Source organism: Luteirhabdus pelagi, from assembly GCF_016827595.1.
Lineage (GTDB): Bacteria > Bacteroidota > Bacteroidia > Flavobacteriales > Flavobacteriaceae > Luteirhabdus > Luteirhabdus pelagi.
In genome coordinates this window covers 478,132-504,717 of sequence record NZ_JAECMS010000001.1, presented here as the reverse complement: position 1 = coordinate 504,717, position 26,586 = coordinate 478,132, and the positions used below count along the sequence as shown (strand labels likewise).

Genomic DNA, 26,586 nt, shown 5'->3' with positions numbered 1-26,586 from the left:
ATACTATATTTAGAATGGTTAATAGTGTTTTTAACACTTGCAAAAGTAGTCTCCAATTTCAGCTGGAGATATGACAATTATCACAATTAGGAAGATTTTCAACCTATGCAATAGTGATGTGATGGCATATATTTTCCGATATCTCCGTAGCTGTTTATGTATCAGAAAATTGAAGGATAAGGGGAAGGAGGAAACCCTGTTCTAGACTTCTACATTTCCTTTAAAATTACGTACATTTGCCGCTGCAAAAACACGCCATGAAATACGCAAAAAACATACTGGAAACCATAGGCAATACCCCTTTGGTGCAAATCAATAAACTGGCAGAGGGCATCCCCGGAAAAGTCCTTGCCAAATATGAGACTTTCAACCCTGGTAATTCGGTAAAGGATCGGATGGCACTTAAGATGATAGAGGATGCCGAAGCCGATGGTCGATTGAAGCCTGGCGGAACCATCATTGAAGGTACTAGCGGAAATACCGGAATGGGATTGGCACTAGCCGCTATCGTAAAAGGCTACAAAATGATCTGCGTAATTAGCGATAAGCAATCCAAAGAGAAAATGGATATCCTTCGTGCCGTGGGAAGTAAAGTTATCGTTTGTCCAACCGATGTGGCGCCAGACGATCCACAGTCGTATTACAGTACCTCCAAACGACTGGCGGAAGAAACACCCAATAGTTGGTATGTAAATCAATATGATAACCCCAGCAATACCAAAGCGCATTACGAAAGTACAGGTCCTGAAATCTGGGAACAGACCGATGGAAAAATCACACATTTTGTAGTAGGTGTGGGTACCGGTGGAACCATCAGTGGAGTGGGGAAATACTTAAAGGAACAAAACCCTAACGTGAAAGTTTGGGGAATCGATACCTATGGTAGCGTGTTCAAGAAATACCATGAAACAGGGGAGTTTGACGAAAATGAAATCTATCCCTATATCACTGAGGGCATCGGTGAGGATATTCTTCCCGAGAACGTGAATTTTGATATTATCGACGGGTTTACCAAGGTCACCGATAAAGAAGCGGCGCTATGGACGCGTAAATTGGCACAAGAAGAAGGGATGTTCTTAGGAAACTCCGCCGGTGCTGCCATGAAAGGTGTTCACCAGTTGAAGGAACATTTTAATGAAGATGATGTAATCGTTGTTTTGTTTCACGATCATGGTAGTCGGTATGTGGCCAAGATCTACAACGATGAGTGGATGAAGCAGCAGGGGTTTATATAGTGAGTTGTAATGAATGCTTAAGTGAACTATAATGAAAGTTAGAAGACTGAATAACCTTTTCTTAATACCATTTTTATTACTTTTTTCATGTTCTCCGAATTCTGAAGACTCTCAAGAGTACGACTTCTCCTTTTTGATGAATAAAGAATGGAAAAGAGTGCATTTTAACCTTCCAATGGAATTCGATTTTAATTTAGATGGTGTTTCCTCGACGGATATGATAGAAGAATTTGAATGTTTAGGAAATACCTCATTTAAGTTGTTACATGATAATAGCATACACTATCAATTAAGCTTTCTATCGGTTACATTGTCTACTTCACACCCAAACAATCCAGACTATATTCAAGAATATTATTGTGATGAAGAAGGTGTAGGGATTAATTTCTACGCGTCATTTAAAATGTTAGACGAAAATACCTTTAGAATTGAAAGATATCCTGAGTATAATAATAGTTATTTGTTTGGGGATGAGTTTATTGCCATATTCGAAATTGTAGATGATAAATTGGTGAGGAGGTATTCTAGAAGGCACCCGACATCTTACGATGAGGAAAATCAGGTTTATAACTACGAAATAATTGAAGTAGAAGAGGTTTTTGAGTATTACTAATCATTAAAGCGGGGAGTGATATTAATTGATTTTTCATTTCTTTAAAGAATCGTTCATTGCACCTACCCTCTATTTTTACTACCTTAGTGAACGTTTCATCAATGCGTCACTATTTTGAAAGACACCATTCGACGACCAGCACAAAAACTATTTAAATACCTTCGAACCAAGCCACTTCCGGTCAATGCTCGGGAGATTTTGGCTTTGGAACGGACAAAATTGGCAAACGAACGAACGTTTTTAGCCTATGTTCGGGCATCCCTTTATCTATTGTTGGGCGGACTGGCACTTTTGGGTCTAGAAGACTTTAGAAGCATTCGCTGGTTAGGCTACATAGCCCTTTTTGCATGTGTCGTGTTTTTGGCAGTCGGAATTGTTCGATATATTTCCCTAACACGCCGTCTTCGTAAATGGAACCGTATTCTCTTCACCGATATTCATCCCGAGGATCCCATAAAAAAAGTTAAGGAAAGCGATTAATTTCGTATTTTACTAGTCTCGCTCCCCAGCACAATCTTATAAGGTTATGCGCGAGGAGTTTCTTCATTTTATCTGGAAGTATCAAAAGTTTAGCAAATTAAGCCTTCAAACCGTTTCGGGTGAAACGATTGAAATAAAGTCACCTGGACAGCACAATCATAACAGTGGCCCCGATTTTTTTAATGCCTCCCTTCAAATTGATACCCAAAAATGGGCGGGAAATGTAGAGATTCACCTTCGTGCTTCCGATTGGTACGCGCACGGTCATGAAAGTGACCCTGCTTACGATTCGGTGATTTTGCATGTAGTATACGATTATGATAAGGATATATTTCGAAAGGATGGAAGTGCTATCCCTACGCTGGAGTTGAAAAATTATTTGGATTCAACAATGCTTCAACAATACCAAAAACTCTTTGAAGTAAATCGAAATTGGATTCCGTGTCAGGACATGATTGCTACCGTATCTGAATTCACCTTAAAAAATTGGTTGGAACGTTTGTTTATCGAACGGCTAGAGGAGAAGGCGACTCCAATTAAAACAGAATTGAGTAAAAGTCACTACCACTGGGAAGCCATCTTTCTCAGGCGATTGCTTATCTCTTTTGGGTTGAAGGTGAACCGAGAACCTTTTAGTCTTATCGCCCGTTTGCTTTCCTATGAAGTGCTTCAAAAAACAAAATCGAATTTGTTTCAGCTGGAAGCCTTGCTTTTCGGTATGGCAGGTCTCTTAGTGAAAGATTTGAAAGACGAATACTATCTAGAACTTCAAAATGAATATGCCTATCTCTGTCAGAAGTTTCAGCTTTCACCAACCGTTCAACAAATCCCGAAATTTTCAAGACTACGACCCCCTAACTTTCCTACACTCCGACTTGCCCAATTTGCAGCATTGCTTCACCAACACGACCGACTTTTCGATGCGTGTATGCAGTTGAAAAATAGCGAAGAGGCATATGCCTTCTTTTCCGTAAGTCCTTCCGACTATTGGAAGATGCATTTCAATTTTGGCACCACTTCTTCACCCAAAGAAAAAAGCCTATCAAACTCCTTTATCGATTTGCTTCTCATTAACGCCGTTCTTCCTATCAAATTTCAATATGCGAAGCATCGGTTTACAGAAGACCCAGAAACAATAGTCGCGTTTTCGCTTCACCTAAAACCCGAAACCAATACCATCATAAAACGCTTCAAAAAACTTCAACTTCCAGTAGCTTCTGCCATGGAGAGTCAGGCATTGCTTCAACTATATAATCAGTATTGCATTCGAAGTAAGTGCTTAGATTGCGCCATTGGGGCAAGCCTTTTAAAGCCTTAAAACACTTATAATAATTCGTGGAAATTCTGTAATTTGCAGGGAAATGTCTTTGGTATATAACATACGCCATTATTTGGAGCGACACGGATTTTACGTCTCCTCTCGCTTGGCCGATCGATTGGGAATGCGGGTGAAGAACGTACGTTTATTTTTTATTTACGTTAGCTTCGCCACCTTTGGGGTGGGCTTCGCTATTTACCTTACGTTGGCATTTTGGTTACGGTTAAAAGATCTGGTATATGCCAAACGAACTTCCGTTTTCGATTTATGATTAGACTCGTACGTTCCAAAATAACGGGAGCCTTGCTGCTATTATTGGCCGTTTTTATGGCTGGAGTATTCGGATATCGCTTTTTTTCCGATTATACGTGGGTCGATGCTATCTATATGACGGTCATCACCATTACGACTGTTGGATATGGAGCCGTTAAACCGATGAGTCCGCCCGAAAAGATTTTTACATCCATCCTCATCATTTCGAGTATCTTTATAGTGGGGTATGCCATCTCCGTCATTACCGAATACCTTTTGAGTAAAAGCAATATTGGAAATTTTAAACAGAAGAAAGTGCAGGAACAAATCAATTCGCTAAAAAATCATGTTATTGTCTGTGGCTACGGCCGAAATGGAAAACAGGCAGTAGAGAAACTTCAGGATTATAAACAATCGTTTGTGGTCGTGGAAATGGCGGAAGAGATTATCGAACGTTTGCAGGAACTGGATATCCCATTTGTACAGGGGAATGCTATCGAAGATGAAACGCTTCAGAAAGCTGGAATTGAAAGAGCTTCTACTTTAATATGTGCATTACCGAGCGACGCCGACAATTTGTTTGTCGTATTGTCTGCCCGACAGATGAAAAAAGACCTAAAGATTATCAGTCGGGCAACCGAAGAGACCAGTTATCAAAAACTGAAACTGGCAGGAGCCGATAATGTCATCATGCCCGATAAGATTGGGGGCGACCATATGGCAAATTTAGTGGTAACCCCAGATTTGGTGGAGTTTCTGGATAACCTTTCCGTTTCTGGTGAAATGGATAGTATAAACGTAGAGCAGGTGCCGTTTAGCCATTTTTGTCCCGACGGTCAGGAACGCGCTATTTTGGATTTAGATATCCGTAAAAAAACAGGTTGTTCGGTAATAGGGTATCAGTCGTCGGATGGCGAATATATCGTGAACCCAGATCCATCTATGAAGTTGAAAAAGGATTCCAAACTTATTTTAATCGGAAGGCCGAATCAGATTAAAAACCTTAAAGAATTATATAACGTTTAAGATTATGTTAACTATTTAGCGCCCTATTTATTTGAATTGGGCATTTTTTTTAGCATATTGTCGCGGCTAAAAACAGAAAATCAACTAAAAATCTATGATGAGGAAATTATTTCTTTCACTATTTACAGTGCTTTCACCACTGATGCTTTTTGCACAGGAATTAAGTACTTCAGAAAAAATTGATAAGGTATTTAGTGACTATACCGGATGGTTTGTAGAAGCTATTTTTTACGAGATACCCTTCTCCGATACCTTTCAAATTCCATGGGTGCTAATCGTATTGATAGGAGGTGCATTGTACTTCACTATTTATTTTAAACTGATAAACTTTACCGGATTCTGGACAGCGATTAAAGTAGTCCAAGGAAAGTACGAAGACATTGAAAAACACGGCGCCGATACCTTATATGGCGACCAAACCCCAAATGAGGGTGAAAATATAATTGAAACTATTCGCGACGATAGTGCCGAAGGAGAGGTTTCCCACTTTCAAGCACTAACCGCAGCGCTTTCAGCAACCGTAGGACTAGGGAATATCGCCGGTGTGGCGGTAGCACTTTCCATTGGAGGTCCTGGAGCAACATTCTGGATGATCTTGGCCGGACTTTTAGGGATGGCTTCCAAATTTGCAGAATGTACATTGGGTGTAAAGTATCGTGATGTTGGTCCCGATGGAACTGTATACGGTGGACCGATGTACTATCTCACCAAAGGTTTGAAAGAACGTAGCAGCAGCTTGGCTGGAGTCGGAAAAGTATTGGCGGTTTTATTCGCCATTTTCGTGATTGGTGGTTCTTTCGGTGGCGGAAATATGTTTCAGGCAAATCAGGCTGCAGCGCAGTTTGTTGAACTATTCGATTTCCAAAATGAAAATGCTGGTATGTATTTCGGAATTATCATGGCTTTTTTGGTAGCTATTGTAATTATAGGAGGAATTAAGCGAATCGCTTCGGTAACAGAGAAAATCGTTCCATTTATGGCTGGTATCTATGTATTGGCCGCCTTGATAATATTAGGTGCGAACTTCACATTGATCGATGATGCCTTTGGACTTATTTTCGAAGGAGCGTTCTCTGGACTTGGAATTGCCGGTGGTTTAATCGGTGTAATGATTCAGGGTATCCGTAGAGGAGCGTTCTCGAACGAAGCGGGTGTAGGTTCTGCAGCCATTGCGCACTCCGCGGTACGTACAAAGTATCCTGCAAGTGAAGGTATCGTAGCACTTCTAGAGCCGTTTGTTGATACAGTGGTAATCTGTACTATGACAGCCTTGGTAATTATTATAACAAACTACGATGCTGGTTTCTTAGAATACGGAACGCCGATTACAGAAGGTGTTGAAATTACGGCCTCGGCCTTCGATACCGTAATTCCGCACTTCTCGGTAATCCTAACGGTGGCGGTAATCCTTTTTGCGTTCTCTACAATGATTTCTTGGTCATACTACGGAATGCAAGGATGGAAATTCCTTTTCGGCCGCGGTAGAGTAACCGACTTAGTATATAAGGTTCTATTCTTGATATTCGTGGTAATTGGAGCTTCTATTAGTTTAGGTTCTGTAATCGACTTTTCAGATGCGATGATCTTTGCCATGGTAGTGCCAAACATCATTGGGGTTATGTTCTTGACACCTGTAATTCGAAAAGAATTGAAAAAATATATGAATGCTATCAACAAAAAGGAAGATGCTTTAGACGAAGGAGCAGACGACCTTACGAAGCATATGTAAAAATTTCGTACTTTGCACTAATACAGTAAAATGACTCCCCAGCAACTTAAGTTGTTGCGTCATGCGAAACTGGAAATCCCATCTCGAGTTCAATAGGAACCAACGAGGTGGGATTTTTTCTTTGGTAGTTGTTATCATAGTACTGCTTTTCTGGTATTCCAAAGTGAAGCCTTCGGAAGAAATGACTCTCGACATTACATCTCCTGAGATTGTATCCCTTCAGCGTCATGTCGATTCCTTAAAGCGAATCAAACTAGCCAAAAGTTCCCCGAAGCTATATCCCTTCAACCCAAATTTCATTACAGATTATAGGGCATATGTATTAGGGCTTTCTGCTGAAGAACACGACCGATTGTTGAAATATCGTGCAGAAGGAAAGTGGATCAACGCTGCAGCCGATTTCAAAAAAGTGACGATGGTTTCAGATTCTTTATTGGATAGGATTAGTCCCTACTTCAAATTTCCAGAATGGGTGAACAAACCGCGAAAAGCTACCTTCACTCAAAAGAATTCCTATGTTGAAAAATCTTATACCGAAAAAATAGATCTTAATGTCGCAACAGCCGAGCAGCTTCAGCAGGTTTACGGTATTGGGCCAGCGCTGAGTGAACGTATTGTAAAATACAGGAATAAGTTAGGCGGCTTTTCGGCCGATATTCAACTCCATGAAGTATACGGACTAAGAGCAGATGTGATAGAAAAAGTGCAGCAACAGTTCACCGTAAAAACACCCAAACCCATCGAACGGATGAACCTGAATACGGCTTCCGCCTCCGACCTTGCTACCATTCCCGGAATATCGTTTGAAACCGCTAAGGAAATATGGGAATTCAGGCGATTACGGGAACGTGTGAACGATCTTTCAGAACTTTCGGTATTAGCGACGATCGACCAAAGAAAATTAACACTATTTCAGTTATATTTGTATGCTGAATAAATTCCAGATCATGCCTTCAGCAAATTTCAGGGTATGGCTTCCAATAAAAAAATTGCAGTTCATGAATGACATGTATTTTACAGAAGAGCATCATTTTTTCAGAAAAAGCTTTCGCGAATTCCTTCAGAAGGAAGTAGTACCACACATAGAAAAGTGGGAAGAAACCGGGACCATCGATCGGTTCATCTGGGAAAAGATGGGAGAGATGGGGTATTTCGGAATTTCATATCCCGAAAAGTATGGCGGACTTGACCTTGATATTTTTTATATGGTCATTTACCTAGAGGAATTACAGCGCGTGAATAGCGGTGGTTTTGCGGCCGCTATGTGGGTGCACCCATATTTGGCAATGACACATTTAAATGCCGAAGGAAGCGATGCCATTAAGGAAAAATATATGCCACCGAGTATTACGGGTGAAAAGATCGGTTGCTTGTGTATTACCGAACCTTTTGGAGGGAGCGATGTTTCAGGCATGCGCACCACTGCGGTGAAGGAAGGCGATCATTATATCCTAAATGGTTCGAAGACCTTTATTACGAATGGTATATACAGCGATTATCTTATCGTCGCTGCCAAAACACACCCGGAACTAGGGAACAAGGGGATTAGCATGTTCATTATGGATAGGGATACGCCAGGCATCAGTGCCACCAAATTGGATAAACTCGGGTGGCGTGCCAGTGATACCGGTGAAATTGCCTTCGATAATGTGAAGATTCCTGCAGAGAATCTGTTGGGTGAAGAGAAAAGTGGCTTTCCGTATATCATGCAGCATTTTGCTTTAGAGCGACTGATCATGGGAATCAATGCCCACGCTCGAAGCGAATGGGCTATCGAATATACCCTTGGCTATATGAAAGATCGTGAAGCCTTCGGAAGAACAATCGATAAGTTTCAGGCTTTGCGACACAAAATGGCACAGTTGGCGAGTGAAGTAGAGGTGGTAAAAACATTTAACTATGTTACGGCCAAACGATTGGGACAAAACGAATATGTGGTGAAGGAGGCGTCTATGAGCAAGCTTATTTCAACAAAAGTATCGGATGAGGTAGCCTACGATTGCCTTCAAATGTTAGGCGGTTATGGCTATATTGAAGAATATCCATTGGCCCGAAACCTACGCGATAGTCGATTAGGTCCGATTGGCGGTGGAACTTCAGAAATTCTGCGGGAAATTATTGCCAAGATGATCATCGACGGCAAGGATTATAAGCCGGCCACATAATGTAAAACCTAAATTTCAGCCCCAATGAGCATCGAAACCCTTTCATTTCAACTCAAAAGAATGAAAACACCAATTCTTACGGTATTGCTGCTGATTTTTTTCAGCATTTCGGCAGTAGCCCAAAAGGAAGTTCGTGGAACGGTTGTCGATACACTCGGACAGTTTCCCATTGAGAGCGCCAGTATTTATGTGAAGAATACGACTATAGGAACCATCAGTAATATGGATGGTAAGTTCTCGCTAAATGTTCCGCAGGAGAACCTGCAGGATACCCTGGTTATTTCCTCTATCGGGTATAAAAGCTTTAAAAGTACGGTAGAAGCTTTCGAAAACGGTACTACCATTTACCTATTTGAGGATATCGCATCCTTGGATGAAGTCTTGATCGTTGCCGATAAGCGTCCGAAAACGGGTAACGAAATCGTATTGCGAGCTATTGAAGAATTGCCGGAGACCATGCCGGATAGCGCTTATATCCAGCGTGCATTTCTTCGTCACCGCGAACGAAACAAAAAGGAATATAAGTGGCTCATTGAAAGTGCGCTTAGCGTGTACGATGCCGGTTATGGGTCGGACAGCAGGGATAGTTTATTGATCAATGTAGATGAGGTCCGAAAGAGTTATGATTTACGTGAAGTGGATAGTCTTTTTGCCTATACCGCTTATTTAAAAAGTAGAAATCCGCGTTTCAAAACGCTTCAGAATCGAAATTTGAATCGGGATACTATTGCGACTTCAACCTTAGTGAAAGCGATTAAGTGGAATGATGAACGGGTGAATGGGCTAGCAAATTTGTTTCAGGGAAAGCTAAACTTGGTCAGAAATGCAGGAAACCCTGGAGCGTTGTTTACGGATAAGATGCTTGAGGAACATCAATTTCGGCTAGATACGGTTCTGGTTGAAAATGATGAGAAACTCTATAAGATTGAAATTTCCAAAGGCGCCGATTTTGTTGGGTTGAATACACCTGGAATTTACAATGAAGGGTTTGAGCCTAAGGGATGGATTTATATTTATTGGGACGATTTCGCCATAAAGAAAATTGAATACAATCTGGTTGCTGCTTCCGATGTTCAAAAGCGTAGAAGTAAAAGCCTGTTGGGCACTTTGGAAAATCACAAATTAGTATTGGATTACCGTCGCTATAACGAAAAGATGTATTTGAATTACATCAATTACGAGACCCCAAAGTTAGTCAAGGTCGGCGACAGATCTACCGATGCGCAGCTGGAGGAGAACGCTCAGGATCCGGATGAGCAATTTTACTATACCATTCAGGAAATCCTCTTTACCGAAATAATTGAAGACCCTGGGAAAATTGAAGCAGAACTTCAGAATAAAGAATGGAATGCCGATGTCTTTTCGCCTAAACCGTACCACCCTAGCTTCTGGAGAAATTATAACGTACTGTTGGAAAGTGAAGAGGAGGAGAAATTGATTCAAGACCTTAGCCGACGTGCTACTTTGTTTCAGGAGTAATTTTTAGGCGTAAGCTACTGCTATAATAAAAATGTTTGTTATTTTTGCACCTCCAAAAGAGAGGAGGTGATGACACTATGTTAATTATACCAGTTAAAGACGGAGAAAATATCGATAGAGCGCTAAAGCGTTTTAAGCGTAAATTTGATCGTACAGGAACGATGCGAAAGCTACGTGACCGTCAGCAGTTCACGAAGCCATCTGTAAAGCGTCGTGCAGAGATTCAAAAAGCACAATATATCCAAAATCTTAGAGATCAGGAGGAGAACTAATATTCCATCCTGCTAAATATTGAAATCCGTTGGAAATCGTACCTTTACGTTCCAACGGATTTTTTTATGCCCTTTTCAGACTTTTCCGATTACCTATTGCTAGAGAAGCATTATTCTGCCCATACGGAGAAGGCCTATTTAAAAGATATCGAAACCTTTGCTGGTTTCTTGAAGGAAACATTGGATTGCCCACATCCCAAGGAAGCGAATTATGCCATGATCCGTAACTGGATTGTAGCTTTGTTGGATGAAGGGGTTTCGCCACGGAGCGTCAACCGTAAAATGTCTTCCCTAAAAACCTACTATAGGTTTTTGTTGAAGACCAAGCAGGTTTCGGTAAACCCGATGCAAACACACAGGGCGTTAAAAACACCCAAGAAAGTACAAACGCCTTTTTCTGAAAAAGAGGTTGCTGAAGTGCTAGAGGATTTGGAGGATGCTGACGATTTTGAAAGTGCACGCGATAGATTATTGGTCGAACTTTTTTATACGACTGGAATGCGCCGTGCAGAGCTAATAAATTTGAAGATATCTGATGTATCCAAAACCAATGCAACGGTAAAAGTCTTAGGAAAGCGAAACAAGCAACGCATCGTGCCGTTGCTACCTACCGTATTGGAAAGTTTAGATCATTATCTGAAATTTCGGGGTGCTATTGCAGCTTCAGAAGAGCGATATATCTTCCTGACAACCAAGGGTGTTAAAATGTATGACACGCTTGTCTATCGAATCATTAATTCCTATTTTAGTAAGATATCACAAAAGGCGAAAAAAAGTCCGCATATCCTGCGACATTCCTTCGCCACCCATTTACTGAATCAAGGCGCAAGCCTTACCGCGGTGAAAGAGCTTTTAGGGCATTCCAGCTTGGCATCGACGCAAGTGTATACGCACAATAGTATAGCAAAGCTTCGAGAGGTTTATAAAGGCTCTCACCCAAGAAATACAAAATAGTAATTTAATACTTCTAGCCTATGAAAGTAAATGTGCAAGCGCCCAACTTCGCGGCCGATCAAAAACTGATTCATTTCATCGATCGTAAACTCTCAAAACTCGAACAGTTTTATGATCGAATTGTTTTTGCAGATGTTTTTTTAAAAGTGCAAAAAACCAGTGAAAAGGAAAACAAAATTGTCGAAGTGCTGCTCAGTGTTCCAGGCGACGATCTGATTGTCAAGAAGGAAGCGAGAACCTTCGAAGAAGCAACCGATGTTTGTACGCGAGTACTGGAACGACTACTGAAGAAAAGGAAACAAAAACAACGCGCATTTTCCTAACAAATTTTTTCAAAAAAGTTTTTTTAAAAAGGAAAATTACATACATTTGCAGTCCGTTAGAAATAGCGGACTTTTTTATGCTGAAAAATTGGGGTAAAAAAGGTCTCAAAAGCCGATGTAGCTCAGCTGGCTAGAGCAGCTGATTTGTAATCAGCAGGTCGTGGGTTCGAGTCCCTCCATCGGCTCTTTGAAAAGTTGAAAAATTGTATCAGGAAAATCTAAGATCTTACTGGTTTTTAAGGTTTTGATTTGGGACGAGAACCTGCCCGTCCGTTCAGGCGGGGTTTATCCTGAGCAAAGTCGAAGGGAGTCCCTCCATCGGCTCTTGAATTTTCCTGCGAAGGCAGGAATCTCAAGCAACAAATGTTGTATTGAAATGTTGAAAAAGGAAATATTCTAATTTCGAAATGTGAATTGGAATAACGGGGAGATACTCAAGCGGCCAACGAGGACAGACTGTAAATCTGTTGTCTTTCGACTTCGCAGGTTCGAATCCTGCTCTCCCCACTGGCAATTTTCGATAAGCTGGCGTCAAAAGCTCGCTTTTGAAAGGCGGCGTTTGAAAATTGCAGTGAAGGGTCCTCCCTTCACGGATCACGAGCGTAAGCGAGTAATCCAAGGTTCGTTGAAAAACCGAGGCGTTTTCCGAGGCTCGCTTTTGAAAGGCAGCGTTTGAAAATTGCAGTGAAGGGTCCTCCCTTCACGGATCACGAGCGTAAGCGAGTAATCCAAGGTTCGTTGAAAAACCGAGGCGTTTTCCGAGGCTCGCTTTTGAAAGGCAGCGTTTGAAAATTGCAGTGAAGGGTCCTCCCTTCACGGATCACGAGCGTAAGCGAGTAATCCAAGGTTCGTTGAAAAACCGAGGCGTTTTCCGAGGCTCGCTTTTGAAAGGCAGCGTTTGAAAATTGCAGTGAAGGGTCCTCCCTTCACGGATCACGAGCGTTAGCGAGTAATCCAAGGTTCGTTGAAACGATTAAACTTGTGGTTTGAGAGCGTTTTTCCTCAAGGTGCAGGTTATTTGAAATCATGGTGCAATAAAGTTTGCGATTTTGTTTCATTGCTTTTGTATAGGCTGGAATTTATCGCTATCTTTGCACGCCTTTTCAAGGTTTCAATCTTGAAATAAAGTATAAGCGGGAGTAGCTCAGTTGGTAGAGCGTCAGCCTTCCAAGCTGAATGTCGCCGGTTCGAACCCGGTCTCCCGCTCAAAAGGTAAATGAATCGCAAGGTCTTAATGAGATCGGGTGAGAAGTTTATCCCGAGCGAAGTCGAGGGAAACCCGGCTTGCCCGTCCGAAGTGAAACGGAGGTGGGTCTCCCGCTCAAAAGGTAAATGAATCACAAGGTCTTAATGAGATCGGGTGGGAAGTTTATCCCGAGTAGCTTTCTACTCAAGTGTATTCCTGCTGCCGCTTACACTGGTTATGTAATCAGTGGTGGTACAAGTCAGGAATCTGTCGTTGATTATAATAGCAGCGTACAGGTTCAACCCTTAATGCCGGTGTAGCTCAGGGGTAGAGCGTTTCCTTGGTAAGGAAGAGGTCAGGGGTTCAATTCCCCTCATTGGCTCAACTTTGTTAATAATTGAACACTAATATATAACTAAGATTAAATTAATACAAGATGGCAAAAGAAACATATGATCGGTCGAAGCCTCACTTAAACGTGGGTACTATTGGCCACGTAGATCACGGTAAAACTACATTAACAGCTGCTATTACTAAGGTATTGGCAGACGCTGGTTATTCTGAAGCACGTTCATTCGATCAAATCGATAACGCACCTGAAGAAAAAGAGCGTGGTATCACAATTAACTCTTCACACGTAGAGTACCAAACACAAAACCGTCACTATGCACACGTTGACTGTCCTGGTCACGCCGACTATGTAAAGAACATGGTAACTGGTGCTGCTCAGATGGACGGTGCTATCTTGGTGGTTGCTGCTACCGATGGTCCTATGCCACAAACACGTGAGCACATCCTTCTTGGACGCCAGGTAGGTATTCCACGTATCGTTGTGTTCATGAACAAAGTTGACATGGTAGACGACGAAGAGCTTTTGGAATTGGTTGAAATGGAAATCCGTGACCTATTGTCTTTCTATGAGTACGATGGTGACAACGGACCTGTTATCGCTGGTTCTGCTCTTGGAGCGTTGAACGGTGAGCAAAAGTGGGTAGACTCTGTATTGAAATTGATGGAAGCAGTTGATGAGTGGATCGAGCTTCCAAAACGTGATGTAGAGAAAGACTTCCTGATGCCAATCGAGGATGTATTCTCTATTACAGGTCGTGGTACTGTTGCTACTGGTCGTATTGAAACGGGTGTAGCAAATACTGGTGATTCTGTAGAAATCATCGGAATGGGAGCTGAGAAATTGAACTCTACAATTACTGGAGTTGAAATGTTCCGTAAAATCCTTGACCGTGGTGAAGCTGGTGATAACGTAGGTATCTTATTGAGAGGTATTGAAAAGAGCCAAATTTCACGTGGTATGGTAATCACTAAGCCTGGTTCTGTAACGCCTCACGCGAAGTTTAAAGCAGAGGTGTATATCTTGAAAAAAGAAGAAGGTGGTCGTCACACGCCATTCCACAATAACTACCGTCCACAGTTCTACGTACGTACAACTGACGTGACAGGAACAATTAACCTTCCTGACGGTGTTGAAATGGTAATGCCAGGTGATAACTTGACGATTACTGTTGACCTTATCCAGCCTATCGCAATGAACGTAGGTCTTCGTTTCGCTATCCGTGAAGGAGGACGTACAGTAGGAGCTGGTCAGGTAACTGAAATCCTAGACTAAGATCTAAGTATATATAAAGGCTGAGGTGTCCCGCCTGCGCGGGATGCCTTGACTTTTATTACGGGTTTAACTTGCTTCTGACTTTAGTCAGGATAGGAGAGGCCCTTAAAAACGGGCGTAGCTCAGCTGGTAGAGCAGTGGTCTCCAAAACCAAAGGTCGTGAGTTCGATTCTTACCGCCCGTGCAAATAAATTCCATAACAATGGTCGATTATATAAAAGAGTCCTATAACGAACTGAAAAACCACGTAACCTGGCCAACTTGGTCAGAGGCGCAACGCCTAACAGTGGTAGTGGCTGTCTTTTCCATCATTTTGGCATTAGCTGTATTTGGTGTCGATAAAGTATTTAGCCGTGTTATAGAGATGTATTTTGAATGGATTAAGTCGTAAATATGACTGAAACGAAGAGTGCAAAAAAATGGTATGTGGTCCGTTCGGTAAGTGGCCAAGAAAATAAGATCAAGGAGTATATCGAATCCGAGATTACCCGCTTGAATCTTGAGGACTATATTGAACAGGTCCTAGTGCCTACCGAAAAAGTGATTCAAATCCGCAACGGAAAGAAGGTAAACAAAGAACGTGTTTATTTTCCTGGATATATTATGATCCAAGCGAGTTTGGGCGGTGAAATTCCACATATTATTAAGTCTATCAACGGAGTGATTGGTTTCCTAGGGGAAACCAAAGGAGGAGATCCAGTGCCGCTTCGCCAAAATGAGGTGAACCGTATGCTTGGAAAAGTAGATGAATTGGCCGTTGAAGATGAAAGCATCAATATTCCGTATGTAGTCGGAGAAACAGTGAAGGTTATCGATGGACCGTTTAACGGGTTCAACGGTACGGTCGAAAAAATCAATGAAGAAAAGCGCAAGCTTGAGGTGATGGTGAAGATTTTTGGACGTAAGACCCCATTGGAGCTTAGCTATATGCAAGTTGAGAAAATTTAAGTGTTACACGCTATATAAATAGGTTTTTTCTTACGCTTCCACACAAGAAAAAATCGCAGTAAAATCAAAACAATGGCAAAAGAAGTAGATAAAGTAGTAAAGTTGCAAGTTCGTGGAGGTGCCGCTAACCCGTCGCCACCAGTTGGACCCGCTTTAGGTGCTGCCGGTGTGAACATTATGGAGTTCTGTAAGCAATTCAACGCTAGAACCCAGGACAGGCAAGGAAAGGTTTTGCCGGTCGCGATTACGGTGTATAAAGACAAGTCTTTCGAGTTTGTTATTAAAACACCACCCGCTGCCGTACAGATCCTAGAAGCTGCTAAAGTCAAAAAAGGTTCGGGAGAGCCACACGCCAGAAAGGTAGCTACTATTACTTGGGACCAAGTAAAAGCGATTGCCGAAGACAAAATGCCAGATCTTAATGCGTTTACCGTAGAGTCTGCTATGAAAATGGTAGCAGGTACTGCAAGATCAATGGGAGTTAAAGTTAAAGGCACTGCACCTTTTTAAACAAGAAAAAGAATCTATACAATGGCAAGATTAACAAAAAAGCAAAAAGAAGCATTGCTGAAGGTAGAGGATAAAACCTATACCGTTGCGGAAGCTTCTGCTTTAATAAAGGAAATCACCAACGTAAATTTCGATGCCTCTGTAGACTTGGCCGTACGTCTCAACGTAGACCCTCGGAAAGCAAATCAGATGGTGCGTGGGGTTGTTACCCTTCCACATGGTACCGGAAAAGACGTGAAGGTTTTGGCTTTGGTAACTCCAGATAAGGAAGCTGAAGCAAAAGAAGCTGGAGCAGATTATGTTGGGTTAGACGAATATCTCGATAAGATCAAAGGAGGTTGGACCGACGTTGATGTAATCGTAACCATGCCTAGCGTAATGGGTAAATTGGGGCCTCTAGGACGTGTTCTTGGACCTCGTGGGCTTATGCCTAACCCTAAGACTGGTACGGTAACGATGGACGTTGCGAAAGCTGTTTCCGATGTGAAGGCTGGTAAAATCGACTTTAAGGTTGATAAAACCGGAATCGTTCACGCAAGTATTGGAAAAGCCTCTTTCGATGCGGAAAAAATCGCTGGCAACGCTCGCGAATTATTGACCACATTGGTAAAACTGAAGCCTCAGGCCGCTAAGGGTGTGTACATCAAGAGTATTTTCATGACAAGCACAATGAGCCCTAGTGTTGAAATCGACACCAAGCGTTTCACTGAGCAGTAAAATTTAGAACTTATGACTAGAGAAGAAAAATCACAAGTAATAGAAAATTTGACTGCACAGTTAGCTGAGAACACCATCATTTATTTGGCGGATATCTCAGGGCTTGATGCAGGAGATACTTCAAAACTACGTCGCGCTTGCTTCAAAGCTGGAGTTAGCTTAAACGTAGTAAAGAACACCTTGCTTGCAAAAGCAATGGAGAGCAGCGAAAAAGATTTCGGTGAATTAACCGGAACATTAAAAGGGAACACCTCATTGATGGTTTCCGATACTGGAAACGCACCTGCTAAGGTAATAAAGGAATTCAGAAAAAAATCTGAGCGTCCAATCCTTAAGGGAGCATTTATCGAAGAGGCCATCTTTGTTGGAGACGACAAGCTTACAACGCTTTCTGAAATCAAATCGAAGGAGGAAGTTATTGGAGACATCATCGGATTGCTTCAATCGCCTGCTAAGAACGTTATTTCAGCGCTTAAGTCTGGTGGAAGTACCATCGCTGGTATCGTAAAAACCCTATCTGAGAAAGAAGGGTAAACAACAATAGCACTAATTCAATTACATATTTAAACAATTATTTTAAAACGATAGAAAATGGCAGATTTAAAAGATTTTGCAGAACAATTGGTTAACCTTACCGTAAAAGAAGTTAACGAGTTAGCCGAAATATTAAAAGAAGAATACGGAATTGAGCCTGCAGCTGCTGCAGTAGCCGTAGCTGGCGGTGCCGCTGGTGGTGGTGAAGAAGCTGAAGAGCAAACGGAATTCGACGTAATCCTTAAAGCTCCAGGTGGGTCTAAACTTGCAGTTGTAAAACTTGTTAAGGAATTGACTGGTGCTGGACTTAAAGATGCTAAGGAATTAGTAGACAACGCTCCTTCTCCAATTAAGGAAGGTGTTGCTAAAGACGAAGCTGAAGCAGTTAAAGCTCAATTAGAAGAAGCTGGAGCAGAGGTTGAGCTTAAGTAAGCTCGCACTGTTTCAAACCTTACGGTTTAGGCCATCCGGAAGTCCCGGAGAGGCCTAAACCATTTTGCGTATATAAAGGTTTCCACTTTCTGAGTATACGCACCTCACGTTATTTGTAAATTAAAATACCGTCCATAGATGGCAGCAACGCAAACTGAAAGATTGAATTTTTCTTCTGTACAGAATAAGCCGGACTATCCGGATTTCTTGGACATCCAGATCAAATCCTTCCAGGATTTTTTCCAGTTGGAGACCAAATCAGAAGAAAGGGGTAACGAAGGGCTCTACAAAACCTTTTTGGAAAACTTTCCGATTACCGACACCCGAAACCAATTTGTACTAGAGTTTTTAGACTATTTTGTGGACCCGCCGCGATATTCCATTCAGGAATGTATCGAGCGTGGCCTTACCTATAGCGTTCCCTTAAAGGCGCGATTAAAATTATACTGTACCGATCCAGAACACGAGGATTTTGAAACTATTGTTCAGGACGTGTACCTCGGAACCATTCCGTATATGACTCCCTCAGGTACATTCTGTATCAACGGAGCAGAACGCGTAGTGGTGTCTCAGTTACACCGTTCCCCTGGTGTGTTCTTCGGACAGTCTTTCCACGCAAATGGTACAAAACTGTATTCTGCGCGGGTAATTCCTTTCAAAGGATCATGGATTGAATTCGCGACCGATATCAATAGCGTCATGTACGCCTATATCGATCGTAAAAAGAAATTACCGGTAACAACGCTTTTCCGTGCTATCGGATTTGAGCGCGATAAGGATATCCTTGAAATTTTCGACCTAGCGGAAGAGATCAAGGCTACGAAAACCGGACTTAAAAAATACTTGGGCCGCAAACTCGCTGCCCGTGTGCTAAAAACTTGGCACGAAGACTTCGTAGATGAAGATACCGGTGAAGTGGTATCAATCGAACGTAACGAAATCGTATTGGATCGCGATACCGTTCTTGAAAAGGAGCATATTGACGAAATTATCGATTCTGGAACAAAAACGATTCTTCTTCATAAGGAAGACAATCAGCAAGGGGATTATGCCATCATCCACAATACCTTGCAGAAGGATCCTACGAACTCGGAAAAAGAAGCGGTAGAGCATATCTACCGTCAATTGCGTAACGCCGAACCACCAGACGAGGAAACCGCTCGCGGAATCATCAATAAGTTATTCTTTAGCGACCAGCGCTACAACTTAGGCGAAGTAGGACGTTACCGAATGAACAAAAAACTCGGTCTTGATATCGACATGGAAAAGCAAGTGCTTACCAAGGAGGATATCATTACCATCGTAAAATATCTAATCGAACTTATCAACTCGAAAGCAGAGATCGATGATATCGACCACCTTAGTAACCGTCGTGTTCGTACCGTGGGAGAACAATTGTCATCTCAGTTTGGAGTAGGATTGGCGCGTATGGCGCGTACCATTCGTGAACGTATGAACGTTCGCGATAACGAGGTATTTACGCCAATCGATTTGATTAACGCGAAGACACTTTCTTCCGTAATCAACTCCTTCTTCGGAACCAACCAGCTTTCACAGTTCATGGATCAGACCAACCCATTGGCAGAGATCACGCACAAGCGTCGTCTTTCCGCTCTTGGACCAGGAGGTCTATCTCGTGAACGTGCTGGATTCGAGGTTCGTGACGTTCACTATACCCACTACGGTAGATTGTGTCCGATCGAAACCCCTGAAGGTCCGAACATTGGACTTATCTCATCGCTTTCGGTCTATGCGAAGGTGAATAACCTTGGTTTCATCGAAACGCCATATCGTAAAGTAGAGGATGGTAAAATCGATATCAAAAACGAGCCTATCTATCTTTCTGCTGAAGAGGAAGAAGAGAAATTGATCGCTCAGGCGAACATTCCATTGGATAAAAATGGAAAAATCCTGAACGACCGTGTTATTGCGCGTGAGGAAGGTGACTTCCCAGTGGTAGAGCCAACGCAGGTAAACTACGCCGACGTTGCGCCAAATCAGATCGCGTCTATTTCAGCATCTTTGATTCCATTCTTGGAGCATGATGATGCGAACCGTGCCCTGATGGGAAGTAACATGATGCGTCAGGCAGTACCATTGCTTCGTGCCGATTCCCCTATTGTAGGAACTGGATTGGAGCGTCAGGTAGCTTCCGATTCACGTGTTCTTATTAATGCTGAAGGCGATGGAGAGGTCGAATATGTAGATGCAAATGAAGTAACTATCAAGTACGACCGTACCGACGAAGAGCGTATGGTTAGCTTCGATAGCGATTCTAAAACATATAAGCTCGTAAAATTCCGAAAGACAAACCAAAGTACTTCTATCAACTTGAAGCCTATCGTGAAGAAAGGCGACCGAGTGAAGAAAGGACAGGTATTGTGTCAAGGATATGCTACCGAAAACGGTGAATTGGCCTTAGGTCGAAACATGAAGGTTGCTTTCATGCCTTGGAAAGGATATAACTTCGAGGATGCGATCGTGATTTCAGAAAAAGTAGTGCGTGAAGATATCTTCACCTCTATTCATATCGATGAGTATTCCCTTGAAGTACGAGATACAAAACTAGGGAACGAAGAACTAACACACGACATTCCAAACGTTTCTGAAGAGGCCACAAAAGACCTTGACGAACACGGTATGATTCGTATCGGTGCTGAAGTGAAGCCTGGCGATATCCTTATCGGTAAGATTACACCAAAAGGAGAAAGCGATCCTACACCTGAAGAAAAACTGCTTCGCGCCATCTTTGGCGATAAGGCAGGCGATGTGAAAGATGCTTCCTTAAAAGCGTCTCCATCGTTGAACGGTGTGGTAATCGACAAGAAATTGTTCGAAAGAGCTATCAAGGATAAGCGCAAGCGTGCGAAGGATAAAGAAGATATCGCAAACTTGGAATTGGCATACGAAAGCAAGTTCCAGGAACTACAGGATACATTGGTTGAAAAACTATTTGCAATCGTAGGCGGTAAAACGGCACAGGGTGTTACTAACGATTTAGGTGAGACGGTTTTCCCAAAAGGGAAGAAGTACACGCTTAAAATGTTGAACGCTGTAGACGACTATACACACCTTACTGGCGGAACGTGGACGACTGATGATGAAACCAACGCTATGGTTGCCGACTTGATGCACAACTATAAGATTAAGGAAAACGACCTGCAAGGTAACTTGCGTCGTGAGAAGTTTACTATTTCCGTTGGAGATGAATTACCTTCTGGTATCCTTAAGCTAGCGAAAGTATATATCGCGAAGAAGCGTAAGCTGAAAGTAGGAGATAAGATGGCAGGTCGTCACGGTAACAAAGGTATCGTAGCACGTATCGTCCGTGAGGAAGATATGCCATTCTTGGAAGATGGAACACCGGTAGATATCGTGTTGAACCCACTTGGGGTACCATCGCGTATGAACATCGGTCAGATTTATGAAACCGTTCTTGGTTGGGCTGGTCAAAAACTGAATAAGAAGTTTGCGACGCCAATTTTCGACGGTGCTACCATCGAACAGATCAACGAGCTTACCGACGAAGCAGGTATTCCACAATTCGGGCATACCTACTTATATGACGGTGGAACCGGAATGCGTTTCGATCAGCCTGCAACCGTAGGTGTGATCTATATGCTGAAACTAGGCCACATGGTAGAAGATAAGATGCACGCCCGTTCTATCGGACCTTACTCACTTATTACGCAGCAACCATTGGGTGGTAAAGCCCAGTTTGGTGGTCAGCGATTTGGTGAGATGGAGGTTTGGGCACTTGAAGCCTATGGTGCTTCCAGTACCCTACGTGAAATCTTGACCGTTAAGTCGGATGACGTAATCGGTAGAGCCAAAACCTACGAGAGTATCGTGAAGGGTGAAGCCATGCCAGAACCAGGACTTCCAGAATCGTTCAACGTATTGATGCACGAACTGAAAGGATTAGGGCTGGACATTAGACTAGAGGAATAAAAAAGAAATCAACTTTAGCTTTGTCTGGTTGAGCGCAGTCGAAACCTATTTAGCAAAGCTGAAGTTGAAAACCTTTCAAAATTCTTCAGAAGCTGGAAAACGGCTTCAACTCAAAAACTTTAAAGACTATTTTACAGTATTATGGCAAGACATAAAGAAAACACAGTACAGAAATTCAATAAGATTTCTATTGGCCTTTCCTCGCCAGAAGCCATTCTAGCCGAATCGCGTGGGGAAGTGCTTAAGCCAGAAACGATCAACTACCGTACGCACAAGCCAGAGCGTGACGGACTTTTCTGTGAGCGTATTTTTGGTCCGGTAAAGGACTACGAATGTGCCTGTGGTAAATATAAACGTATTCGCTACAAAGGGATCGTTTGCGACCGTTGTGGTGTAGAGGTAACCGAGAAGAAGGTACGTCGCGACCGTGTAGGGCACATCAATTTGGTGGTGCCTGTGGCGCACATTTGGTACTTCCGCTCGTTGCCAAACAAAATTGGATACTTGCTTGGGTTGCCATCCAAGAAGTTGGATATGATTATCTACTACGAACGCTATGTAGTAATCCAGCCAGGTATCGCCAAAGATGAAGAAGGAGAACCGGTGAAGAAAATGGATTTCCTTACCGAGGAAGAGTATCTAAACATCTTGGATACCATTCCACAGGAAAACCAATATCTGGAAGATAGCGATCCGAACAAATTCATCGCCAAAATGGGTGCTGAATGTTTAATCGAATTGTTGAACCGCATCGACCTTGATGCGCTTTCGTTCGAACTTCGTCACAAAGCAAACAACGAAACATCCAAACAACGTAAGACCGAAGCCCTAAAACGACTTCAAGTGGTGGAAGCGCTTCGTGAAGCGAACAAGAATCGTGAAAACAAGCCAGAATGGATGATCATGAAGGTAATTCCGGTAATTCCACCAGAATTACGTCCATTGGTACCATTGGATGGGGGTCGTTTTGCGACGTCCGACCTGAACGACTTGTATCGTCGTGTTATTATCCGAAACAACCGTCTGAAGCGTTTGATGGAAATCAAAGCGCCAGAGGTAATCCTTCGAAACGAGAAGCGTATGCTTCAGGAGTCTGTGGATTCATTGTTCGATAACACACGTAAGTCTTCAGCAGTAAAAACCGATAGCAACCGTCCGTTAAAATCGCTTTCCGACTCCTTAAAAGGTAAGCAAGGACGTTTCCGTCAGAACTTACTTGGTAAGCGTGTCGACTATTCTGCTCGTTCGGTAATTGTTGTTGGACCAGAATTGAAATTATACGAATGTGGTCTTCCGAAGGATATGGCCGCGGAGCTGTACAAGCCGTTCGTAATCCGTAAGCTTATCGAGCGCGGAATTGTAAAAACGGTGAAGTCGGCCAAAAAGATTATCGATAAAAAAGAGCCCGTGGTGTGGGATATCCTTGAAAATGTATTGAAAGGACACCCAGTGCTCTTGAACCGGGCCCCTACATTACACCGATTGGGTATTCAAGCATTCCAGCCAAAACTTATTGAAGGAAAGGCGATTCAGCTTCACCCATTGGTATGTACGGCCTTTAACGCCGACTTCGATGGTGACCAGATGGCGGTTCACCTTCCACTAGGGCCAGAAGCTATTTTGGAAGCCCAGTTGTTGATGTTGGCATCACACAATATTTTGAACCCTGCGAATGGTTCACCGGTAGCGGTACCTTCACAGGATATGGTTTTGGGTCTATATTATATGACCAAGCTTCGTAAGTCTACAGACGATTTCAAAGTGAAAGGAGAGGGGCTAACCTTCTATTCCGAAGAAGAAGTCGTTATTGCTTACAATGAAAAGAAGGTCGACCTAAACGCCGAAATTAAAATCCGAACCAAGGATTTCAACGATAAAGGTGAATTGGTGCCGCAAATTATTACGACAACCGTTGGACGTGTTATCTTCAACCATGAAGTTCCAGAAAAAGCTGGTTTCATCAATGAAGTATTAACAAAGAAGACCTTGCGTGATATTATCGGAAACATTTTGAAAGTAACCGATGTACCTACTACGGCAGCATTCCTAGATGAAATTAAAACGCTAGGATATAAGTTTGCCTTCGAAGGTGGATTGTCGTTTAGCTTAGGAGATATTATTATACCAGCTGAGAAACAACAAATGATCGAGGATGCGAACGAACAGGTCGATGCCATCGTTGGTAACTATAATATGGGTCTTATTACGAATAACGAACGCTATAACCAGGTAATTGACATCTGGACAGCGACCAACGCACAGTTGACCGAACTGTCGATGACGCGTATTCGAGAAGACCAACAAGGATTTAACTCGGTATATATGATGCTTGACTCCGGTGCACGGGGTAGTAAAGAGCAGATTCGTCAGCTGACAGGTATGCGTGGATTGATGGCGAAGCCGAAGAAGTCGAATTCAGGTGGTGGAGAGATTATTGAAAACCCGATTCTTTCGAACTTTAAGGAAGGGCTTTCTATTTTGGAATACTTTATCTCTACCCACGGTGCGCGTAAAGGTCTTGCCGATACGGCATTGAAAACGGCCGATGCGGGTTACCTAACACGTCGATTGGTAGACGTTTCACAGGACGTTATCATTAACGAAGTAGATTGTGATACGCTTCGAGGAATTGAAGTCTCTGCCTTAAAGAAAAATGAAGAGATTGTAGAAAGCCTATCAGATAGAATCGTAGGTCGTAATGCATTGAATGATGTGTACGATCCATTGAGCAAGGAATTGCTGATAGCTGCTGGCGACCATATTACAGAGGAGATCGCAGAGAAGATTGGAAATTCTGCCTTAGAGAGTGTAGAAGTTCGTTCCCCACTAACATGTGAGGCCAAACGAGGTGTTTGTTCTCAGTGTTATGGACGTAACCTTGCGACCAATAAAATTGTTCAAAAAGGAGAAGCGGTTGGTGTAGTAGCAGCCCAATCTATTGGAGAGCCTGGTACACAGCTTACCCTTCGTACCTTCCACGTGGGTGGTATTGCAGGAAACATTTCCGAAGAGAACAAATTGGTAGTGAAATATGAAGGTCGCGCCGAAATCGAAGACTTGAAGACGGTTAAAGGTGAAGATAACGATGGTAAGGAAGTAGATATCGTGATTTCACGTACTTCCGAAATCAAGGTGGTCGATCCGAAGACCGGTATCGTATTAAGTAACAACAACATTCCTTACGGATCTAGCTTGTATGTGAAAGATGGCGATAAGGTGAAGGAAGGCGATGTAGTTTGCCAGTGGGATCCATATAACGGTGTGATTATTTCAGAATTTGCAGGTAAAATCAAATATGAAAACATCGTACAAGGGGTTACCTATCAAGTTGAAATTGATGAGCAAACAGGATTCCAAGAGAAAGTAATCTCTGAATCTAGAGATAAAAAGAAAATTCCAACGCTTCAGATTCTCGGCAAGAAAGATGAAGTAATCCGTTCGTATAACTTACCAGTGGGTGCCCACTTGATGGTAGACGATGGTGAAAAGATCAAGATCGGTAAGGTGTTGGTGAAGATTCCACGTAAATCTGCCAAAGCGGGTGATATTACCGGTGGTCTTCCACGTGTAACCGAATTGTTCGAAGCACGTAACCCATCGAACCCTGCGGTTGTAAGTGAAATCGACGGGGTGGTTTCCTTCGGGAAAATCAAGCGTGGTAATCGCGAGATTATCGTAGAGTCTAAGATTGGTGAAATCAAGAAATACTTGGTGAAGTTGAGTAACCAGATCTTGGTTCAGGAGAATGACTACGTTCGTGCAGGTATGCCGTTATCAGATGGTAGCATCACGCCAGAAGACATTCTTCGCATCAAAGGCCCATCTGCAGTACAGCAATATTTAGTGAACGAAGTTCAAGAGGTATACCGTCTGCAAGGGGTGAAGATTAACGATAAACACTTCGAAGTAGTAGTGCGTCAGATGATGCGTAAAGTACGTATCGTAGACTCTGGAGATACTACTTTCTTGGAGAATCAATTGGCACATAAAGACGACTTCATCGAGGAGAACGATAAGATCTTCGGAATGAAGGTAGTTGAAAATGCTGGTGATAGTGAGAACCTGAAAGAAGGACAAATCGTAACACCGCGTGACCTACGTGATGAAAACTCCGTATTGCGCCGTAACGATAAGGCCTTGGTTGAAGCACGTGACGCAGTTCCTGCAACGGCTACACCAATCCTTCAAGGTATTACGAGAGCTTCACTTCAAACCAAGTCGTTTATCTCTGCTGCATCCTTCCAGGAAACAACGAAGGTATTGAACGAAGCTGCCGTAAGCGGTAAGATCGATACCCTAGAAGGTCTGAAGGAGAATGTAATCGTAGGACATAAGATTCCTGCCGGTACCGGAATGCGCGATTATGATACCATAATCGTAGGCAGTAAGGAAGAGCTGGAAGCGATGACCCGCGAGAAGCAAGAAGTAAATTATAATTAATAACCAATTGAAGTTTGCGCTCCTTTGTAAGGGGCGCAACTTTTTTAAGATAGTGACTATGGCAGACGAGAAAAAGAAAAATCAAAAACAGGGACAGCTAAATATCGAGATAGATGAAAACGTAGCCCAAGGTATTTATAGTAACCTGGCGATCATCAATCATTCGCAAACCGAATTTGTCCTAGACTTTGTTTCCATTATGCCTGGAGTGCCGAAGAACAAGGTAAAATCGAGAATTGTACTAACCCCACAGCATGCTAAACGGTTAATGCGCGCTTTGGGCGATAATATCCAACGCTTCGAAAAGGCCCATGGAAAGATTAAGGAACAAGAGCAACCGCAAATGCCGATGAATTTTGGTCCCACGGGAGAAGCCTAGAAAAGTAAAAACCAGCCAA

General features: G+C 42.7%; 23 protein-coding genes and 5 tRNA genes. All 28 read left to right on the top strand.

Annotation, left to right across the window (positions count from 1 at the left end; all coding sequences use genetic code 11):
* Nucleotides 1-257 precede the first annotated feature (257 nt).
* Nucleotides 258-1,235 carry a PLP-dependent cysteine synthase family protein gene (locus tag I4Q58_RS02300; protein ID WP_203293294.1) on the top strand — a complete coding sequence of 326 codons (978 nt, stop codon included), beginning with the start codon at nt 258-260 and terminating at the stop codon, nt 1,233-1,235.
* A gap of 31 nt (nt 1,236-1,266) precedes the next feature.
* A complete protein-coding gene (locus I4Q58_RS02295) occupies nt 1,267-1,848 on the top strand; it encodes a hypothetical protein (RefSeq protein WP_203293292.1) in 582 nt (193 codons plus the stop codon).
* Between the two features lie 114 nt (nt 1,849-1,962).
* Nucleotides 1,963-2,328 (top strand): DUF202 domain-containing protein, encoded by a 366-nt coding sequence (locus I4Q58_RS02290; RefSeq protein WP_236002801.1) that lies wholly within the window; start codon nt 1,963-1,965, stop codon nt 2,326-2,328.
* Nucleotides 2,329-2,374: 46 nt separating this feature from the next.
* Nucleotides 2,375-3,646: a DUF2851 family protein gene (locus tag I4Q58_RS02285; RefSeq protein WP_203293290.1), complete on the top strand. Its 1,272-nt coding sequence runs from the start codon at nt 2,375-2,377 to the stop codon at nt 3,644-3,646.
* Between the two features lie 43 nt (nt 3,647-3,689).
* Complete coding sequence (locus I4Q58_RS02280) at nt 3,690-3,917, top strand: PspC domain-containing protein (RefSeq protein WP_203293288.1); 228 nt, start codon at nt 3,690-3,692, stop codon at nt 3,915-3,917.
* Nucleotides 3,914-4,924 carry a potassium channel family protein gene (locus I4Q58_RS02275; protein WP_203293286.1) on the top strand — a complete coding sequence of 337 codons (1,011 nt, stop codon included), beginning with the start codon at nt 3,914-3,916 and terminating at the stop codon, nt 4,922-4,924. Before I4Q58_RS02280 ends, I4Q58_RS02275 begins: the two co-directional genes overlap by 4 nt.
* Before the next feature lie 97 nt (nt 4,925-5,021).
* Complete coding sequence (locus I4Q58_RS02270; RefSeq protein WP_203294340.1) at nt 5,022-6,653, top strand: alanine/glycine:cation symporter family protein; 1,632 nt, start codon at nt 5,022-5,024, stop codon at nt 6,651-6,653.
* Between the two features lie 61 nt (nt 6,654-6,714).
* The gene (locus tag I4Q58_RS02265) at nt 6,715-7,590 is read left to right on the top strand and encodes a helix-hairpin-helix domain-containing protein (protein ID WP_203293284.1); all 876 of its coding nucleotides are present in this window, start codon (nt 6,715-6,717) and stop codon (nt 7,588-7,590) included.
* A gap of 61 nt (nt 7,591-7,651) precedes the next feature.
* On the top strand, nt 7,652-8,818 hold the full coding sequence (locus I4Q58_RS02260) for an acyl-CoA dehydrogenase family protein (protein WP_203293282.1): 1,167 nt from the start codon (nt 7,652-7,654) through the stop codon (nt 8,816-8,818).
* A gap of 60 nt (nt 8,819-8,878) precedes the next feature.
* Entirely contained in the window at nt 8,879-10,297 is a 1,419-nt protein-coding gene (locus I4Q58_RS02255) for a carboxypeptidase-like regulatory domain-containing protein (RefSeq protein ID WP_203293280.1), read from the top strand.
* A 77-nt stretch (nt 10,298-10,374) separates the two neighbouring features.
* Nucleotides 10,375-10,569 carry a 30S ribosomal protein S21 gene (rpsU, locus tag I4Q58_RS02250; RefSeq protein ID WP_203293277.1) on the top strand — a complete coding sequence of 65 codons (195 nt, stop codon included), beginning with the start codon at nt 10,375-10,377 and terminating at the stop codon, nt 10,567-10,569.
* A gap of 66 nt (nt 10,570-10,635) precedes the next feature.
* On the top strand, nt 10,636-11,523 hold the full coding sequence (locus I4Q58_RS02245) for a tyrosine-type recombinase/integrase (protein ID WP_203293275.1): 888 nt from the start codon (nt 10,636-10,638) through the stop codon (nt 11,521-11,523).
* A 20-nt stretch (nt 11,524-11,543) separates the two neighbouring features.
* Entirely contained in the window at nt 11,544-11,846 is a 303-nt protein-coding gene (locus I4Q58_RS02240) for an HPF/RaiA family ribosome-associated protein (protein ID WP_203293273.1), read from the top strand.
* Nucleotides 11,847-11,957: 111 nt separating this feature from the next.
* Nucleotides 11,958-12,031 (top strand) — tRNA-Thr (locus I4Q58_RS02235).
* Nucleotides 12,032-12,270: 239 nt separating this feature from the next.
* A tRNA-Tyr gene (locus I4Q58_RS02230) sits at nt 12,271-12,353 on the top strand.
* 626 nt (nt 12,354-12,979) lie between these two features.
* Nucleotides 12,980-13,052 (top strand) — tRNA-Gly (locus I4Q58_RS02225).
* Between the two features lie 290 nt (nt 13,053-13,342).
* Nucleotides 13,343-13,414 (top strand) — tRNA-Thr (locus I4Q58_RS02220).
* A 54-nt stretch (nt 13,415-13,468) separates the two neighbouring features.
* The gene (gene tuf, locus I4Q58_RS02215) at nt 13,469-14,656 is read left to right on the top strand and encodes an elongation factor Tu (RefSeq protein ID WP_203293271.1); all 1,188 of its coding nucleotides are present in this window, start codon (nt 13,469-13,471) and stop codon (nt 14,654-14,656) included.
* 111 nt (nt 14,657-14,767) lie between these two features.
* Nucleotides 14,768-14,840: transfer RNA gene (locus I4Q58_RS02210), tRNA-Trp, on the top strand.
* A gap of 18 nt (nt 14,841-14,858) precedes the next feature.
* A complete protein-coding gene (gene secE, locus I4Q58_RS02205) occupies nt 14,859-15,047 on the top strand; it encodes a preprotein translocase subunit SecE (RefSeq protein ID WP_203293269.1) in 189 nt (62 codons plus the stop codon).
* Nucleotides 15,048-15,049: 2 nt separating this feature from the next.
* Nucleotides 15,050-15,604, top strand: coding sequence for a transcription termination/antitermination protein NusG (gene nusG / locus I4Q58_RS02200; RefSeq protein WP_203293267.1), 555 nt, complete (start codon nt 15,050-15,052; stop codon nt 15,602-15,604).
* Between the two features lie 72 nt (nt 15,605-15,676).
* Nucleotides 15,677-16,114, top strand: coding sequence for a 50S ribosomal protein L11 (gene rplK / locus I4Q58_RS02195; protein ID WP_203293265.1), 438 nt, complete (start codon nt 15,677-15,679; stop codon nt 16,112-16,114).
* A gap of 21 nt (nt 16,115-16,135) precedes the next feature.
* Nucleotides 16,136-16,831 (top strand): 50S ribosomal protein L1, encoded by a 696-nt coding sequence (rplA, locus tag I4Q58_RS02190; protein ID WP_203293263.1) that lies wholly within the window; start codon nt 16,136-16,138, stop codon nt 16,829-16,831.
* Between the two features lie 12 nt (nt 16,832-16,843).
* Nucleotides 16,844-17,365: a 50S ribosomal protein L10 gene (rplJ, locus tag I4Q58_RS02185; RefSeq protein WP_203293261.1), complete on the top strand. Its 522-nt coding sequence runs from the start codon at nt 16,844-16,846 to the stop codon at nt 17,363-17,365.
* A gap of 57 nt (nt 17,366-17,422) precedes the next feature.
* Nucleotides 17,423-17,797: a 50S ribosomal protein L7/L12 gene (gene rplL / locus I4Q58_RS02180; protein ID WP_116693344.1), complete on the top strand. Its 375-nt coding sequence runs from the start codon at nt 17,423-17,425 to the stop codon at nt 17,795-17,797.
* 138 nt (nt 17,798-17,935) lie between these two features.
* Entirely contained in the window at nt 17,936-21,748 is a 3,813-nt protein-coding gene (gene rpoB, locus I4Q58_RS02175) for a DNA-directed RNA polymerase subunit beta (RefSeq protein ID WP_203293259.1), read from the top strand.
* Between the two features lie 141 nt (nt 21,749-21,889).
* The gene (gene rpoC, locus I4Q58_RS02170) at nt 21,890-26,188 is read left to right on the top strand and encodes a DNA-directed RNA polymerase subunit beta' (RefSeq protein ID WP_203293257.1); all 4,299 of its coding nucleotides are present in this window, start codon (nt 21,890-21,892) and stop codon (nt 26,186-26,188) included.
* Between the two features lie 58 nt (nt 26,189-26,246).
* Nucleotides 26,247-26,567: a DUF3467 domain-containing protein gene (locus I4Q58_RS02165; RefSeq protein ID WP_203293255.1), complete on the top strand. Its 321-nt coding sequence runs from the start codon at nt 26,247-26,249 to the stop codon at nt 26,565-26,567.
* Nucleotides 26,568-26,586 lie beyond the last annotated feature (19 nt).